A 16,062-nucleotide genomic window follows, 5' to 3' on the forward strand; every position below is an offset into this window, starting at 1 on the left:
CCTTTACGCTAGAACTGAAGCAAGTGGACAAAGTTCGACGGTATCCGCATTTGCTGTAGTATATGTGCAGGACTTCGGTATTCATGCCCGTTAGCATTCAATATGTAATTGCACTCCGATTCTAAACAAAAAGAGGCTGCTCCATGTCATTATGGATGACATGCGGAGCAGCCTCTTCGTTTAAGTTGTTCGGTAAACGTAAGGATCTTTTGGCGCATCGATCGCACGCCATTCATTAACCTTCAGCACGGGAATCGTTTGCTTGAAAGGCTGGTAATATTCCCAAGTAAGCTTGCCCGATACGCGGACCCAATCATCGTCCTTGATTTCGGTATTTTTCGGAAATTCAACCAACATGCCAAAGACGCCGGAATCCGCCACACAATGTATAAAACCAAAGCGGAAGACGAAAAAATGATTGCCGTCCACTTGCTGCCCTTTATAGGCGAATCCGTCGAAGCTGATCGTTTTCCCCATAAAAGCTTCTGGCGTATTATAGATGACTTCCATGCCCTTTAAATAATCGTCATCCGTCAAGGTGACGCTTGGGCGATTGACGTACTCTGCCAATTGTTTGTTTTTGACGTTATCGTAATCGTCCTTACGGTAAAAAACGCTGGAATCGGGCTTCAAAAACTGATGGGCGCCTGGGTTATTGGCAATGTTTTCTTCAAAAGAAGGAAACGAGAACCCTTTTGCCTTAACAAAGCTGGAGTCCAGCGCGTAAGCCGGCAGAAACAGGCCCGTCAAAATAGGTACAAACAGAATGAAATAGCTAACAAGCCGTTTCATTCTCGTATCGTTGCCGTGCGAATGATCATGCCCATGATGGGAGTGGTCATGCGAATGTTCGTGCTGCTCATGATCAATGCTGGGGCATTCAACACTTGGATCCGTTTCAGCCAGCTTCTTCTCTGCTGCGATTTGCTCGCGGGATACGCGCACGAATTCAAAAATACTGAGCAGTCCCATGATGACAACCGTACTTATTGACAAATAAGCATATTTCATATTGATAAATTTATTAATATCTCCGGTGTAGTGAAGCATAAAAAACATGAAAGAAAATCCGAACAAAATAAAGAAGCGAATCATCCGAATATCCTCCCGACCAGCAGCGAGCCTAGTAATGTAAATACCGTAACGAGCGCGATCAACGTAAAAACAAACTTGCTGCGGTAGGTTCCGAGCAGCATAAGCGTGTTTTTAATATCAATCATCGGCCCGAACACGAGAAATGCCGATAAGGAGCCTACGGTGAACGTGCTTCTGAACGATGCGGCGATGAATGCGTCCGCTTCCGAGCAGAGCGAGATAAGGAACGCTAGCGCGATCATGACGAGAGAAGACGTTACCGGATTGCTGCCAAGATGAAGCAGATACGAAGTCGGGACGAACGTCTGCATGCATGCCGCGATAAAAGCTCCCAAAACTAAATATTTGCCGACCGAGAAAAATTCATCAATGGCATGCACAATTACTTCGTATAGCCGTTTGCGCACCGGAATGCGCACCGATGCGATGCCGCCGACATGCTCATGCGCAGCTGCGGCTTGCCCGTCCTGTATGCGAAACGGAAGATCCTTAAACAGAAAAGAAACGATGATCGACACCGAAAAAGCAACGGCGATGGCTAATCCCGCACGTATGCCAACCATTTCCCAATCATTGCCGAACGCGATATACGTTGAGAACAAGACGATCGGATTGATGATCGGACCCGTCAGCATAAAGGCGATGCCGGCATGCAGCGGCATGCCCTTGTTGATCAATCGCTTCGTAATCGGTACGATTCCGCATTCGCAGGACGGGAAAAAAATACCGATCCCGCAGCCGAATATCGTGGCGAGAAAGCGGTTTTTAGGCATAATCCTAGCAATCCATTGATCCTTCACGAAAGTCTGGATCAATCCGGAAATGAGCACGCCAACGAGCACGAACGGGATCGCTTCCATCACCATGCTAATAAAGATGGTATTCAATTGGTATAAGGTAGTCCAAGTCAACCTGCTCATCTCCAACACGTAATATGAAACCGGATTACAGGAGCGTTAACAAACGGTGAGGCTATACGCTCTGTTGAACGATGCTGCCGCCGGCTTCGTACGTTAGCAGCTTAGTGGCGATTTTATCGATAAAGAACCGGTCATGGCTTACGGTTACGACCGCGCCGGGAAAGTGGATCAGCGCTTGCTCCATCACTTGGATACTCGTCAAGTCAAGATGGTTGGTCGGTTCATCCAGTATAATGATCTCAGCGCCGGACAATAAGCACTTGGCGAGTGCAACCCGTGCCTGCTGGCCGCCTGACAAGCTCCCGATTACCTTCTGAAGATCGGCTTCGGAAAATTGCAGCATGGATAAAAACTTGTTAACCTTCTTGCGAGGAGCGTCGAGACCGAGTCCATAGACATTCACAGCGTGACTGACCGTATCCTTTTGGTCCAGCTCATCCCACATTCGGTTGAAATACGCGTAGCTTACCCCTTTTCCGAATCGAACGACGCCGGCATCCGGATCTTCTTGCCCTGTCAGCACTTTGATTAAAGTGGACTTTCCGCTCCCGTTCGGGCCAATGATTGCGATCCGGTCTTCTTTCTGTATATCAAAGCTAACGTTGCGGAAGATCTGCCTGTCCCCATAGCTCTTATGGATAGCTTCGACCGAACATAAATTGTCCGGAAACCGTAAATTCTCATAAATATCCGTAATAAGAACATTCACCGGATGAGGCTCGATCCTTTTTTTCATATCTGCAAGCTTGCGCGACAGCCGGTCCTTGCCCGATTTTCGTTTGGAACGGTTATCGAGCTCCTCGGATTCCATAAGAAGAAGCTCTTCTTCCCATTCGAATTGCCGATCAAGCTCTTTCTTGCGCAGCTTCTTCTTGCGGATATAATCGGTATAATTGCCATCGTATTCCTGAAAATGATAGTTTTCGATCTCGATCGTACGCGTAACGACTCTATCGATAAATTGCCTATCATGTGAAACGAGCACCATCGTCCCGCTAAATCGGTTCAGCCACTGCTCGAGCCAAGCCAGCCCGTCCAAATCCAAAAAGTTCGTCGGCTCATCAAGCAACACGACATCCGGCAGCTCGATTAGCAGCTTCGCCAGCGCAGCACGGTTACGCCAGCCGCCAGAGAGTTGATCCACGGGCTGTTGGCGAGCATGCTCATCAAATCCTAGCTTCGTCAGTACCGTATCGATTTCTACCGCAGCATTCCAGCCGTCATGATGCTCCATCTCCTCGAACAGCTCAGCCTGCCGATTAAGCAGCTTTTCCATTTCCTTGTCGTCGGTTGCGTAACCTAGCTTCTCCCCGATTTCATTCAGTTCGCGCTCAATCTGCCAAATATGCTCATAACATAGCTCCAGCTCCTCGCGGACCGATCGGTTGCCGCTTAATTCAGAGAACTGGGAAAAGTAGCTTACCTTTGCTTTCGGATCGACCTCAACCTTGCCGTTTGTTGGCTCTTCCCTGCCTAGAATGAGCTTGAAGACGGTCGACTTTCCTGCACCGTTCCTGCCAATGAGACCAATTCGGTCGCCCTTGCTTATCCGAAAATAAATATCGCGGAATATAAGGGTATCTTCGTATTTTTTCGTCACATTCTCCAACCGAATAACGCTCATGTCTTTCACCTCTGTATATGGTTGTAAACCACGAGCAGGCTCTATGTCAAGCCGGGACGCGCGAGAGGACCGATCCACATCGCAGCAGCGACATGTATCGGTCCTCTCATTAAGGATAATGAATGCCTTATTCTCACAATTCCTACATCATGATGTGTGCTAATGGCTTGAGTCGCAAAGGCGTTATCGATACCGTCGAGGTTTTGAAGCCGGGCATCTTGCAATTCGGGTCGAGCTCGGGGCTCGTTGCCTTATTTACGTTTTGTATGCCGCCCCAGTGCATAGGTACGAATAACGTATCCTCCCTAATTTTGTCACTGAACTGGCTGCGAACGCTGAAGCTGCCTCTCCGCGATGTAACCTCGACCCATTCACCGTCGATGATATGATGCTTTTTCGCCGTTTTAGGATGAATTTCGATGTAGTTCTCAACATTTCGGGCTGCCAACGTATGGCTTCTTCGCGTTTGGACACCGGTTAAATAATGCGACAATACACGTCCGTTCGTCATCGTTAATGGGTAATCCTCGTTCGGCGTTTCTTGAGGAAGCCGGCTGGCAACGGGGAAAAAGATCGCTTTCCCGTCGGAATGGGCAAATGCATGCTCGAACATCATGCCTTGATTCCCATCCTCTTCCGTTGAGGTACAAGGCCAATAAATGCCGCCCGCCGTTCTTAACCGATCGTAGGTAATCCCGTAATAATCGGCTAATCCCCCTTTGCTAGCTACCCTTAGCTCATCGAATATTTGCTCTGCGTTCACGAATGGGAAATATTTCTTTTTCCCAAGGCGTTCGGCGATATCGCATAAGATCCGCCAATCATGCTTCGTTTCGCCTGGCGGCTCGATTGTCGATTCCCGCAATAATACACGCCCTTCCAAATTGGTTAAGGTCCCGTCATTTTCCAAATATGCAGTGACGGGCAATACGACATCCGCCATAACGGCCGTTTCGGATAGAAACATATCGGCAACGACAAGAAAATCCAAGCTGCGAAGCCCCTGTTCTACCAAATCCGCATTCGGATTGGATACAACCGGATTCGAGCCCATGACAAGCAGCGTCCGGATTTCGCGATGATGAACGAGCTCCATCATCTCATAGGCAGAAACGCCTTTGCGCGGAAGCTCGTCAGGGTGGATGCCCCATACGCCGGCGACATAAGCACGGTCGTTCTCGTCCTCAATATTGCGATAGCCGGGCAATTGGTCGCTCTTTTGCCCATGCTCCCGGCCGCCTTGCCCATTTCCTTGTCCGGTTACGGCACCATAGCCGCAGCCCGGCTTTCCGATTTTACCTGTCGCTATCACCATATTCAAAAAATTCCGGACCGCGACATGTCCGTCAGTCTGCTGTTCAACGCCCCTTGCCGTAAGTACGATGCCTGTTTCCGAGGCGCCGTAAGCTCTTGCGGCATTGCGAATCAAGTCTTCCTCAAGCCCGGTTAGCTCGGCAATGTCTTTGAGTTCGACCGCTGCCAAATGCGCTGCAAGCTCAGCATAGCCATTCGTCCGCTGTGCAATGAACGCTTCATCGATCAGGTTTTCTTCCAGAAGCACCTTCAGCATGCCGTTAGCCAGCGCAGCGTCGGTTCCGGTCTTCAGCTGCAGATGAATATCGGCAATGGCGGCCGTTGCCGTAGCACGCGGGTCAATCACGATAATGGTGGCTCCGTTCTCTTTCGCTTTGTTGAAGTAGGGCATCAAGGTGGGCTGGCATTCCGCAATATTAGTGCCGGCCATAATGATGCAGCGCGCTAGCGGAATATCGGCAAGCCTGCATGTAAGCCCCCGGTCAATGCCAAACGTTTTGTTGCCTGCCGAAGCAGCGGCAGACATGCAGAATCTGCCGTTGTAATCGATGTATTTGGTACCCAGTGCCACTCTTGCGAATTTGCCGAGCAGATAGGCGGATTCATTCGTCAGCGAGCCGCCTCCATAAACGCCTAGCGAATGAGGGCCGTAAGTTTTGCTGCCTTCTTGGAAGCGCTCCTCTATGAGTGACATCGCTTCCTCCCAAGTGGAAGGAACGAGCTCGCCGTTTTTTTTGATTAAAGGCTGCATGAGGCGTTCCTTGCTCGTTGCATGCTGGTGCGCATTCATCCCTTTCACGCATAAGCGTCCCTCGGAAGCCGCATTCGGCATACCTTCGATCGAATAAGCAAATCGCCGTGAGCCCGGGATCGGCAGTTCCTTCGTAATGCGCATTTTGCATTGAACGCTGCAAAATGGGCACTGCGTATCCATCGTGTAGCCTGCATTCACCTCAGTCGCTGCTTGCAGTTGCCGCATATTCCTCACCTTGCCTTTCGTCTGTTCTTATCCAAAGGGATGATGCTTCAGCCCGTTCTACGAGTTCTTCGCGGTATTCGGGGTCGAGCACCTTCTCCCGTATTTCCATAAGGCCTTCCCGCTCGATCCACTTCCACACAGATTCGCCGTACTCTGCTCTTTCGCGGTACAGCTGAAGAAGGGAAACGGATAAGGATAGGGCAAGCGCGTCAGAATCGGCTATTCCGATCAAATGTGCCTGCTTGACCGGGTGCTCGGAATGACCGCCGGCATAGATTTCCCATCCGGCAGGTGCACCGGTAACGCCAAGATCATGAACCAAAACGCCTGCTGGCTGATGAAGGCCGGATGCTATAGCCGTTCTTACGACAGTAGGGTATGACAATTCGCTGCAACAAGCCTGTAGCAAGCTTCCTAATGATTGTGCGTCATAAGTCGAACTGCTATTAATGCCAAGCTCATAATGAGTATTAACATGCAGCCGGTTGGCATGGTTGCCCACTACGTCTGCATGACCATTAAACGTCGATTTTTCGTTATGGAGCGAAGAATAATATTGAATGGCGGCTCTGCAAATGGTGCAGCCGGAAGTCCGGCTCCAACCCAGCATAGCCATACGTTCGTTTGGCGCGATGGCCGGATCGGCAGCGACAGCCGCCTTTAGCATCTCGTGACTGGTGTCCGTACAGCTGCAGATAGGCTCAACCTGCGCTGACATGCCTGCTTTCCCATGTTGGAGGGCGTACTGCACAATCGCGTCTACCATTGGGCGACAGCCGCCGCAGGAGCTCGATGCCTTTGTACAATCCTTCACTTGGTCGGTCGTTTGCATGCCTTCCTCTAGAACCGCACACATGATCGCCCCTTTGCTTACCGCATTGCATGCGCAAACCGTTTCGCGATCAGGCATATTCGCGATAAGCTCTTCATTCGCGCTGTTTCCGCCTGGGTTCGCTTTCGTGGCAAGCTCAGTGACCGATGCCTGCTTTTTAACGAGATTCAATAGCTGCGTGCCTTCCGAGGAATCGCCGAACAATATGGCGCCTCTCACGACGCCGTCCTTCATCGTAACCTTCTTATAAGTCCCTCGGATTCCGTCATAGATTTGGACAGCTGTCTCGGCTTGGTCGGACTGGATGTCTCCCGCGGAAAAAACCTCAACGCCAGACACTTTTAGCTGCGCATAAGGGACCGATCCCTGATAGGGCTCCGTTGACTGACCGCATAACGTACTAGCGAGCACCTTGCCTTGTTCGTATAGCGGCGCCACCAGCCCATATGCAACGCCGCGATGCTCCGCGCATTCGCCTATTGCATATACATTTCGGATACTTGTTCGCATGTAGTCATCTACGACGATGGCGCGGTTCGTTTCCATTCCGCTTTTTTTGGCAAGTTCAATATTCGGGCGAATTCCGACTGAAATGACGATGAGATCGGCGTCAAGCGTATTCCCGTTAGTGAATCGAATGCCTTTGGCGCGATTTAAGCCGATAATGCTGTCTGTTTCTTTGCTCAGCCAGAACCTCATGCCCTGATCTTCCAATTGCTTGCGCAATAAGTCTGCAGACATACGGTCAAGCTGCCTATTCATTAAATATGGCGCATTATGAATGACGTCTGTTTCCATTCCTAAATTAAGCAAGCCTCTCGCGGCTTCTAAGCCGAGCAATCCGCCGCCGATGACAGCTGCTTTTTTATACTTTTTGGCATATGCCATCATCGTTTGGCAATCGTTTATATTACGGAAGGAGATAACCCCTTGTTTATGAACACCGGCAATTGGCGGGATAAATGCGGAAGAGCCCGTAGCTATAATGAGATGATCATAATCAGCTCGGATGCCCGAAACGGTTTTGACAAATTGCGAATCCGTATTGATCTGGGCGACGGATTCGTTCGTGTACAAGCGAATCCCATTCTCCTCATACCATGTCCAATCGTTGATTACAATGCTCTCTATAGATGAATCGCCTTGAAGAACCTTAGATAACAATATTCGATTATAATTGGGGTGCGGCTCATTGCCAAAAACCGTAATTTGATATTTGAGAGGAGCAAGCTTGATAATTTCCTCCACGCATCTGATACCCGCCATGCCGTTTCCGATAACGACTAATTTCTCTCTACTCATGTATGTTCACATCCACTCGCATGTTTTTGCTAAATCGTTAGGGAAACAAATCGGACTTCCTGACCAGCTTCGGCACCTGCTCCGCCCGCCGCTATCATGACGAGCGCATTCGCTCTGGCAAATGCGGCAACGTTGCCCGACTTGTCGTTGCGCAGCGGCTCAACCATCCACTCTTTTTCCCCGCGGTATACGAATGCGCGCGCATATCTCGGGTATGGCGAAGGCTTCTGGATACCATCGATCAATCGGCCATCTAACCATTCGGATCGGTATTCATTTCTGCCTGCCGCTTTCAATACGACGGGACGAAGGAGGAGCTCAAGCCCCGCGAAACAAGCAGACGGATTGCCAGATAAGCAGACCAGCAGCTTGGATCCGAATTGGTACGCTGAAGTCGGTGTACCTGGTCTCATTACTACTTTCGTGAATAACGGAATGCCGCCTAAATTTTCTGCTGCAAGCTTTACGTAATCATAATCCCCTACGGAAACCCCGCCAGTAGTGACTACGATATCGGCTTGCTCCAAAGCTTTTGTCAGATAAGCTTCCAACGATTGCGGGCAATCGGGTACCGGATTATGCCGGATGACTTTTGCGCCGAGCTCGCGGAGCCTTGCCGATACCATAAAACCGTTCGCATCATATATTTGGCCTGAGCTTCTTTGATCGCCGGGAATAGTCAATTCATCTCCGACAGGAATGACAGCGATCACAGGCTGCTTATACACCGTTACTTCCGTTTGTCCAAAAGAGGCTAGTACGGCAATTTCCTTCGCTTTAATCGCTGCACCGCGATAGAGTACCTTCATCCCCTGAGGAACGTCCTCGCCTCTTTCAGCAATATGCTGGCCTCGCGGAAACGAGCGATCGATTTGTACGGAAGCTCTGCCGATGATGCTTTTTCGTTCGACAGCCGTTTCCTGCATAACGACGCAATCATAGCTTGGCGGTACCGGTGCTCCCGTAAATATTCGTACAGCGTTCATGATACCGTCATCCATCGCATAATCCGTTTCAACGTACCCTGCGCGAATTTCGTCTCTTACTTGAAGCAATACCGGCAGCTCTTTGCTGGCCCCTGTTGAGGCTGATGCGCAAATCGCATAGCCGTCCATCGCCGCTCGGCGAAAGGGGGGAAGCGGAAACGGGCTTTCAAAGTCGGATGCAAGTACTCTTGATAAGGCTTCTTCTAATGGAACCTTCTCGAACGACGGTTCTTTTCTATCTCGTGTCAACTTCATGACGGCTATGGAAACAGAAGCTGTAAGCGGGTTTTGCATGCTAATGACCGACATTTCATCCACCCCCAGCCATTTGTTTAATAAAAATGAACAGAAAAAACCCTTTCCCGCGTTTGGGGAAAAGGCATCGTTGCCGTTTGAGCTCGCACGCCACTGTGCATGACTCGTTCTATAGAATATAGATTAGTTGATGGCAGGCTATATGTCAATATATATAACACCATTTCTTGAATTTGCGACATCGCAAAAAATAATTGTGTAAGGTATATTGACATGCACATTACGTGATCTTATAATTCGAGTTGGGATTACAAATTTGTGATCCAATCATAATCAATAAATAAGGTCGCACAATGACGTGCAACCAATGGCAATGAGGCCGCATTCGTTCCTATTCAAGGACGAATTGCGGCTTTTTAGGTTTTATTACAGAGAATAAGGGAGAGATTGGGATGGAGAAAAAAGGATTTTGGCAAAGCGGGCATAAACCTACGTTATTCAGTGCATTTCTTTATTTTGACATGAGCTTCATGATTTGGGTGTTAATCGGCCCACTAGCCGTTATTATTGCAGCTGATTATCCAATGGATCCCGTTCAGAAAGCGAATCTAGTTGCGCTTCCTATATTAGGAGGCTCCATTCTAAGATTGGTATTAGGTTTCATGACCGACTATATCGGACCGAAACGAACGGCCCAGTTCGGTATGCTGTTTACGCTTGTCCCATTAATTATGGGCTGGAAATTCGTTGATTCCTTGGATCAACTCTACGTGGTAGCTTTGCTGCTTGGGGTTGCCGGCGCTTCGTTTGCCGCTGCCTTGCCACTGGCTAGCCAGTGGTATTCAAAGGAACATCAAGGTCTCGCGATGGGTATCGCAGGAGCCGGAAACAGCGGTACGGTTATTTCAACGTTGTTCGCGAATCGAATCGCACAGCATTACGGAAGCTGGGAGGTCGTCTTCGGGCTAGCCATCATTCCGATCGTTCTCGTATTTATCATCTTTACGATATTTGCGAAAAACAGCCCGAACCGTCCTGCTCCAAAAAAGCTTTCGCAATATGCAAAGGTGCTTAAGCAAGGCGATGCATGGGTATTCTGCGCTTTCTATTGCGTAACCTTTGGCGGTTTTGTCGGATTGTCCAATTACTTAACCATTTTCTTTAATACGCAATATGGCCTCTCCCCCGTTCGGGCAGCCGATTTTACTACCTTCTGCGTGATCGCGGGCAGCTTCTTCCGACCTGTTGGCGGCTATTTGTCAGACAAAATCGGCGGCGCCAAAATGTTAACCATTCTTTATGCGGGAGCCGGCTTGATGCTGGCAGCAGTTGCTTCCCTGCCTGCGTTGCCTATCGTTATTACGATGCTGTTCATCGGCATGATGTGCCTCGGAGCCGGCAACGGTTCGGTTTTCCAGCTCGTTCCGCAGCGTTTTGGCAGCGAGCTTGGCCTCATGACCGGCATTATCGGCGCAGCTGGCGGTCTTGGCGGTTATGCCTTGCCTCTCATACTTGGCCAGCTGTATCAATCCACCGGTTCTTACACATCCGGATTTCTCATTTTAAGCGCAGTGACGTTAGGATCGCTCGTCTTGTTAACGGTCATGCAAGCTAGATGGAAAAACAAATGGATGGCGAGAGGCGGAAAAGCACAAATGGACGGCATGTCTGATGTGTCACATGTGAATGTGTAACGGCAACATAACGTTTAAGTAGCATACCAAATACCCTTAGACTCGGAACGACTAGTCTAAGGGTATTTTATTTTCGTCTAAAAATGGCTTCATGAAAAGCCGTTTTGGATTTTGCAGCAGCTTTGACATGGATTCGGTCCAGCGGTCATTTCGCGCTCCATTTGTCCTCTCGGCATAGTAGCTGGAAATGACTTGATCGTATTCGCGCAGCTGCTCAAAGAGTTGTTCTTGATCCTGATTATAATTATTCTCGTGATACACATTTAACAAGGGCAAGCGTGGCTTTAAGTCTGAAGGATTTGCCGGGTATCCAACGCTTAATCCGAACAACGGGATGACGCGCTTCGGCGTTTGAAGCAGCTTGGCGACCGCGGGCAGCTCATTTCTTAGTCCGCCGATATAGCAAATGCCGAGTCCCATTGACTCTGCGGCAACTGCCGCGTTCTGGGCTGCCAAAGCGGTGTCGATCAGACCAACCATAAACATTTCAGTGGAGTTCAAGGTTTGCTCCGTCTTTTCCGTTATCTCGCCACTTAGCTCCGCTGCAAGCTCCAGTCGATGCAGATCCAAGCAGAACACGAAAAAATGACCGTTCTTGGCTACATATGCTTGATTCCCGGACAGCTCAGCCAGCTTTTCCTTCACCTGTTGGTCCGTTACGCCAATGATGGTGTAGGCTTGCACGTAACTGGAGGTTGCGGCAGCTTGCGCGCTTTGCACGATTGTTTGTATTTGTTCCGCTGATAACGGCTTGTCTAGGTAGGAACGAATAGAGCGATGATTCAATAACAGCTCGATGGTTGCGTTCAATTGATCACGTCCTTTGTTATTGTAGGATTAATTCTGTCATAAATAGAATACTCCCAATAATGATACTAAACCAACCTAAATATTTTGAAACTTTACGCTCTTTGTTTAGGCCCGCTATTTCAAAGCTGCGGACATCAATCACAAGGATCAATATCCCGCTAAGCAAACAGAGCAAGATGACATAATTCAAATAGCTGACCGTATAACTCTCGCTAATCATCCTGTATCAGCCCCCTTCTCTTATGATAGATATTATTGGGCTTTCATTCCAATCCGTCGAATTTTCATCGAAACCTTGACGTCGAATTTACAATCCTTGTACATTTTGCGCCAGCCTTCCGTAGTTTTGACATGTGCATTCCAGAATTGAGGCTTGAACGCTCGTACATATTCGCCAAAGCCGAATATATCGGATCCCTTTGCTTGCGTTTTCTGAATTAAATTCAAATAAAATAGAACCGATATTCTTTCTTGTTTCTTCTCAATCGACTGTAAAATCGTGGGATCATTAATTTTTAAATGTTCGTTAAGCTTCGCTTCTAAATTAAGCTCGAGAGCAATTTCAATCGTAAACTGCGGAACATTATCACGAATGCTCACTTTTATTTGTGATTTTCTGTGCGTTGCATTGGTCATGACGATATCCGATGAGTCATCCAATTGGATATACACACGGTATCCAGCTGGATTCACGCCTTTTACGCCTAAGTATCCGGCAATTTCCAGCGGTTTGGTCGCGCCAACCATCTTGGCGCCGTTGAAGTAAGCAAGTCCGATTATCCCGACATTCTGTTCCTTTTTCATTTCCACGTATGGCAAAAAACCTTCCTGGCCTTTTTTGGATAAGTTGCTCCAGAATATACCGATATAGTCCTTTGGAAACTTCCCCATCCGAATGCCTTCATCCAAGGTGGACATGAGATAGAGAGTAGGAACCCTTTCGAGCTGAGGCGTCGCGGTCATAAACTTAATTGCGTTCCCCTTCGCTATCATCAGCCACGCCATTCGCCTTACTTCGGGGTTTCTGCGAAAATAATCGTTTACATTTTCAAGTCCTTTTCGCGCTAATTTCTCAGAGACCACGATTACGCGCAAATGCCCGAAAAACAGCTTGCTGGATACTTGCTGCTGTAAATTCATGAACGCGTCATCAATGCTATGGCCAACCACGTCGATTACCCACACGGTCTCGCCGGAAGAGCCTTTACCCCCGCCTTCGCCCGGTCCGAGCGGTATTCTGCCAGGCAAGGCGATTTGTACCGCAACGCGCACCATTCCCTTCGAAGGGGGCGGAATCGATCCGCTGATATGGCTAACCTCATCTTCTTCCTGATCGCCTTCATCAGATGTAACGGCATCGATGGACACGCCTAACACAACTGCCCTTTCCTCTATTTCGAGCCGATCCCAGCAGCCGGTCAGGAACGGAACAACTAGACATAAGCAGCAAAGTGCTTTAACGATTGGGATCCACCAATTGATTCGCAATGGGATTACCTCTCTTCTTGCGAAGGATTGAAATGAGTAGCAGCAACGTTGGATAAACGATTGTAATATACAAGCCGATTCGACCGACGTTTTCGATAATTTCATACATTTGAACGATGTTTTGCGGAAGCATTGCCGCGATGAATACGAAAGGCAGCAGAAAATACGAGAATAGCTTGTGTTCCCGCAACCGGAACAGATGACTGATGAAATAAATCGTTAAAAAATAACTGGAGAACAGAGTCGTAAATACAGCGGTTACCCAAACGGCCAAAAAGGCAGCGTCCAGCCGCTCCAGAATGTTTGCCGGCAAGGATGTTGCTTTGGCCAATTCAAGCGTAGGCCACAATAGCTGCTTGATTTCCTCCGAACCAAATACGCTGACGGCTGCTGCAACGATGATCACATAAAGACCGCCGGCAATCAGAATGCCCCATAGGCTTGCTTTCATTGCTTTGCCTGGTTTTTTCATCGCGGGAATGACGGCAGTCAATACGAAGGTACCTTGAAACAAAGCAGCTATCGTAAGCATGCCTTTTACCATTTTTTTCGGGTCAGTCCCCCATACCGGCAACAAATTAATGGCTTCCGCGTTCTTCAACGAAAGAGCGGCAATTAGCAGAGCCGGCACGAGAAGCAAGGGGAAATAAAAAGTATGGATGTATGCAAACGTGATGATATTATTTCGCGTGGAAATGGCTGCTAGCAGCAGCATGACGATTACGGTAACCTCAACCGGCGTTGATCTTAAGACCGAAGTCACGACAACCTCTCCAAATTCTCGTGCCGTAAGCGAGGTCAGTACGGAGAAGAAAATAATAATGAGCACACTGCCAATCCGAGCCACGCTTTTGCCGATGATCAGCTCGCTATATTGAATAAAAGTATGATTCGAAAATCTCATGCCCAGCATGGTTACTAGAACCAAGCCGATAACCGCGAGCAGCACACCAAGCATCGTAACTAACGGGGCGCCTGAATCCGCTGCTTGCACGGCAAAGAGCGGAAGCGCCAGCACCCCGACGCCAATGATGGTACTGACGAGAATTGCCGCCGCTTGGATGACGGTTATTTGACGAGATTCCATTTCATTATCCTCCCTGCTGGTTTTTGTCGTTTTTCGGATCAAGCGCATTCGTTGTGGACGCTTCAAGCTCTTCAAATGCTTGCTTATTGACCCGAACCGTATCCACGGGCTGTAGAAATGAAGGCCGTTTGTTCATCCACCATAACGGGCCTCTTATCAACAAATCCTTCATGCCTTGGAACTCGGCAGGCACAAGCGGGCTCAAATAAGGAACTCCGAACGATTTCAGCGACAAAAGATGATTGGCGATTAAGATTAGCCCAATCATGACGCCGTATAATCCGAAAATGCCTGCCATTATAATTAACGGAAAACGCAGCAGCCTTAATGCTAGTGCAGCATTATAAGCTGGTGTAGCAAACGATCCAATTGTCGTTAGGGCAATGATCACAATCGTAATTGGGCTGGAAAATCCAGCAGATACCGCGGCTTGCCCGATTACGAGTACGCCTACGATTGAGAGAGCCCCACCGACTTGCTGCGGCAGGCGAATCGTAGCTTCGCGCAAAATTTCCATCGAGATTTCGATGATTAATACTTCAATGACCGCCGGAAAAGGTACTCCTGCCCTTCCGCCAGCTACGGCAACGGCAAATTCAGTCGGGATCAGCTCCGGATTGAAGGATATGATGGAAACGTAAATAGCAGGAAAAATAAGTGAGAACATCAATGCAATTAGCCTAGCCAACCGGATTGAGCTCATAAGCAGAAAGCGTTCTGTATAATCCTCAATCGTCTGATAAAATTGGCTAAAAACTGTTGGCACGAGCAGGGCTAAAGGTGATCCATCCACGAGTATGGATACTCTGCCCTCAAGCAAATTCGCCACAACCTTATCCGGGCGTTCCGTATATTGCACCTGCGGGAAAGGCGAATAATGATTGTCTTCGATAAATTGTTCGATATAGCCAGAGTCTAGTATGCCGTCTATATCGATTTTTGATAACCGCTTATTCACTTCCTTGACAAGCTCTGGATTTGTAAGTCCTTCCATGTAACAAACGGCAACCTTCGATTTGGTTCGCAATCCAAGCTCCATCGTCTCAATGCGGAGGTCAGGCGATTGCAGCCGGTAGCGAATTAACGATATATTCGTTCCAAGCGGCTCGATAAACCCTTCACGGGGTCCTCTGATGACCTGTTCGGTTGCTGGCTGGTCAATGGACCGTTTGTCGATGCTTCTCGTTTCAAATACAAATGCTTCTTCCAGCCCTTCTACGGCAACTATGGTTTCCCCTCTTAGAATGCTTTCGATCAGCGCTGAGAGATTAGACTCGTATTTGCACTCGCTGTGATAAAGCGCGTCATTATGCAGCATGTCTTTAAGCTGGTCAATCGGCACGTGTTTGTCTTGCAAATGCGGTGGCAAATACATAAGCGGTTTTAGAATATCAAGATTAATGACGTTTGGATTAACCATATTGCAGAAATATACGATGACTGCATTATATAGGCCAAAAACATGAAATCTTCGAATCGTTAGATCAACGTTTACGCCTAATATTTCATCTATGAAAGCAATTGTCGACTCGATGTCCGTTGCTATTTTTTTTCCTTTCAAGCTGTCCAGCGTTTGGCTGGGGCCTTTTTTAATGGACACAGCCTGCTTTTTCTTGTTTCCGCGTGTAGGCATTTTTCACCGACCGATCTTTATAAGATAACTTTAGGTAGTAGGA

The 16,062-nt window shown here is 48.4% G+C and carries 12 protein-coding genes; 1 reads left to right on the top strand and 11 read right to left on the bottom strand.

Annotated elements, in window-relative coordinates; genetic code table 11:
• Window positions 1–180 precede the first annotated feature (180 nt).
• The 6 genes from AC0YN3_RS04290 to AC0YN3_RS04315 form a co-directional block, all read right to left on the bottom strand.
• On the bottom strand, window positions 181–1,095 hold the full coding sequence (locus AC0YN3_RS04290; RefSeq protein ID WP_475773852.1) for a TIGR03943 family putative permease subunit: 915 nt from the start codon (window positions 1,093–1,095) through the stop codon (window positions 181–183).
• Complete coding sequence (locus tag AC0YN3_RS04295; RefSeq protein ID WP_475773853.1) at window positions 1,092–2,006, bottom strand: permease; 915 nt, start codon at window positions 2,004–2,006, stop codon at window positions 1,092–1,094. Before AC0YN3_RS04295 ends, AC0YN3_RS04290 begins: the two co-directional genes overlap by 4 nt.
• A gap of 61 nt (window positions 2,007–2,067) precedes the next feature.
• A complete protein-coding gene (locus AC0YN3_RS04300; RefSeq protein WP_475773854.1) occupies window positions 2,068–3,639 on the bottom strand; it encodes an ABC-F family ATP-binding cassette domain-containing protein in 1,572 nt (523 codons plus the stop codon).
• Between the two features lie 142 nt (window positions 3,640–3,781).
• Window positions 3,782–5,932, bottom strand: a complete 2,151-nt coding sequence (gene nasC / locus AC0YN3_RS04305) for an assimilatory nitrate reductase catalytic subunit NasC (RefSeq protein WP_475773855.1) — start codon at window positions 5,930–5,932, stop codon at window positions 3,782–3,784.
• Window positions 5,907–8,066 carry a nitrite reductase large subunit NirB gene (nirB, locus tag AC0YN3_RS04310; RefSeq protein WP_475773856.1) on the bottom strand — a complete coding sequence of 720 codons (2,160 nt, stop codon included), beginning with the start codon at window positions 8,064–8,066 and terminating at the stop codon, window positions 5,907–5,909. The genes nasC and nirB overlap by 26 nt, the downstream gene beginning before the upstream one ends.
• 29 nt (window positions 8,067–8,095) lie before the next feature.
• On the bottom strand, window positions 8,096–9,361 hold the full coding sequence (locus AC0YN3_RS04315; RefSeq protein ID WP_475773857.1) for a molybdopterin molybdotransferase MoeA: 1,266 nt from the start codon (window positions 9,359–9,361) through the stop codon (window positions 8,096–8,098).
• A gap of 398 nt (window positions 9,362–9,759) precedes the next feature.
• Between AC0YN3_RS04315 and AC0YN3_RS04320 the strand changes: the two genes are divergently transcribed.
• Window positions 9,760–11,001: a nitrate/nitrite transporter gene (locus tag AC0YN3_RS04320; protein ID WP_475773858.1), complete on the top strand. Its 1,242-nt coding sequence runs from the start codon at window positions 9,760–9,762 to the stop codon at window positions 10,999–11,001.
• A gap of 51 nt (window positions 11,002–11,052) precedes the next feature.
• Here the strand turns inward: AC0YN3_RS04320 and nfsA are convergent, their stop codons facing one another.
• The 5 genes from nfsA to AC0YN3_RS04345 are packed head-to-tail and all read right to left on the bottom strand — an operon-like array spanning window position 11,053 to window position 16,019.
• Window positions 11,053–11,811 carry an oxygen-insensitive NADPH nitroreductase gene (gene nfsA, locus AC0YN3_RS04325; RefSeq protein WP_475773859.1) on the bottom strand — a complete coding sequence of 253 codons (759 nt, stop codon included), beginning with the start codon at window positions 11,809–11,811 and terminating at the stop codon, window positions 11,053–11,055.
• Window positions 11,812–11,827: 16 nt separating this feature from the next.
• Window positions 11,828–12,031 carry a CLC_0170 family protein gene (locus AC0YN3_RS04330; protein WP_475773860.1) on the bottom strand — a complete coding sequence of 68 codons (204 nt, stop codon included), beginning with the start codon at window positions 12,029–12,031 and terminating at the stop codon, window positions 11,828–11,830.
• Between the two features lie 32 nt (window positions 12,032–12,063).
• The gene (locus AC0YN3_RS04335) at window positions 12,064–13,299 is read right to left on the bottom strand and encodes a Ger(x)C family spore germination protein (protein ID WP_475773861.1); all 1,236 of its coding nucleotides are present in this window, start codon (window positions 13,297–13,299) and stop codon (window positions 12,064–12,066) included.
• The gene (locus AC0YN3_RS04340) at window positions 13,268–14,386 is read right to left on the bottom strand and encodes a GerAB/ArcD/ProY family transporter (protein ID WP_475773862.1); all 1,119 of its coding nucleotides are present in this window, start codon (window positions 14,384–14,386) and stop codon (window positions 13,268–13,270) included. Before AC0YN3_RS04340 ends, AC0YN3_RS04335 begins: the two co-directional genes overlap by 32 nt.
• A 4-nt stretch (window positions 14,387–14,390) precedes the next feature.
• Complete coding sequence (locus AC0YN3_RS04345; protein WP_475773863.1) at window positions 14,391–16,019, bottom strand: spore germination protein; 1,629 nt, start codon at window positions 16,017–16,019, stop codon at window positions 14,391–14,393.
• Window positions 16,020–16,062: the final 43 nt, after the last annotated feature.

This window comes from Paenibacillus sp. J22R232 (genome assembly GCF_056269165.1).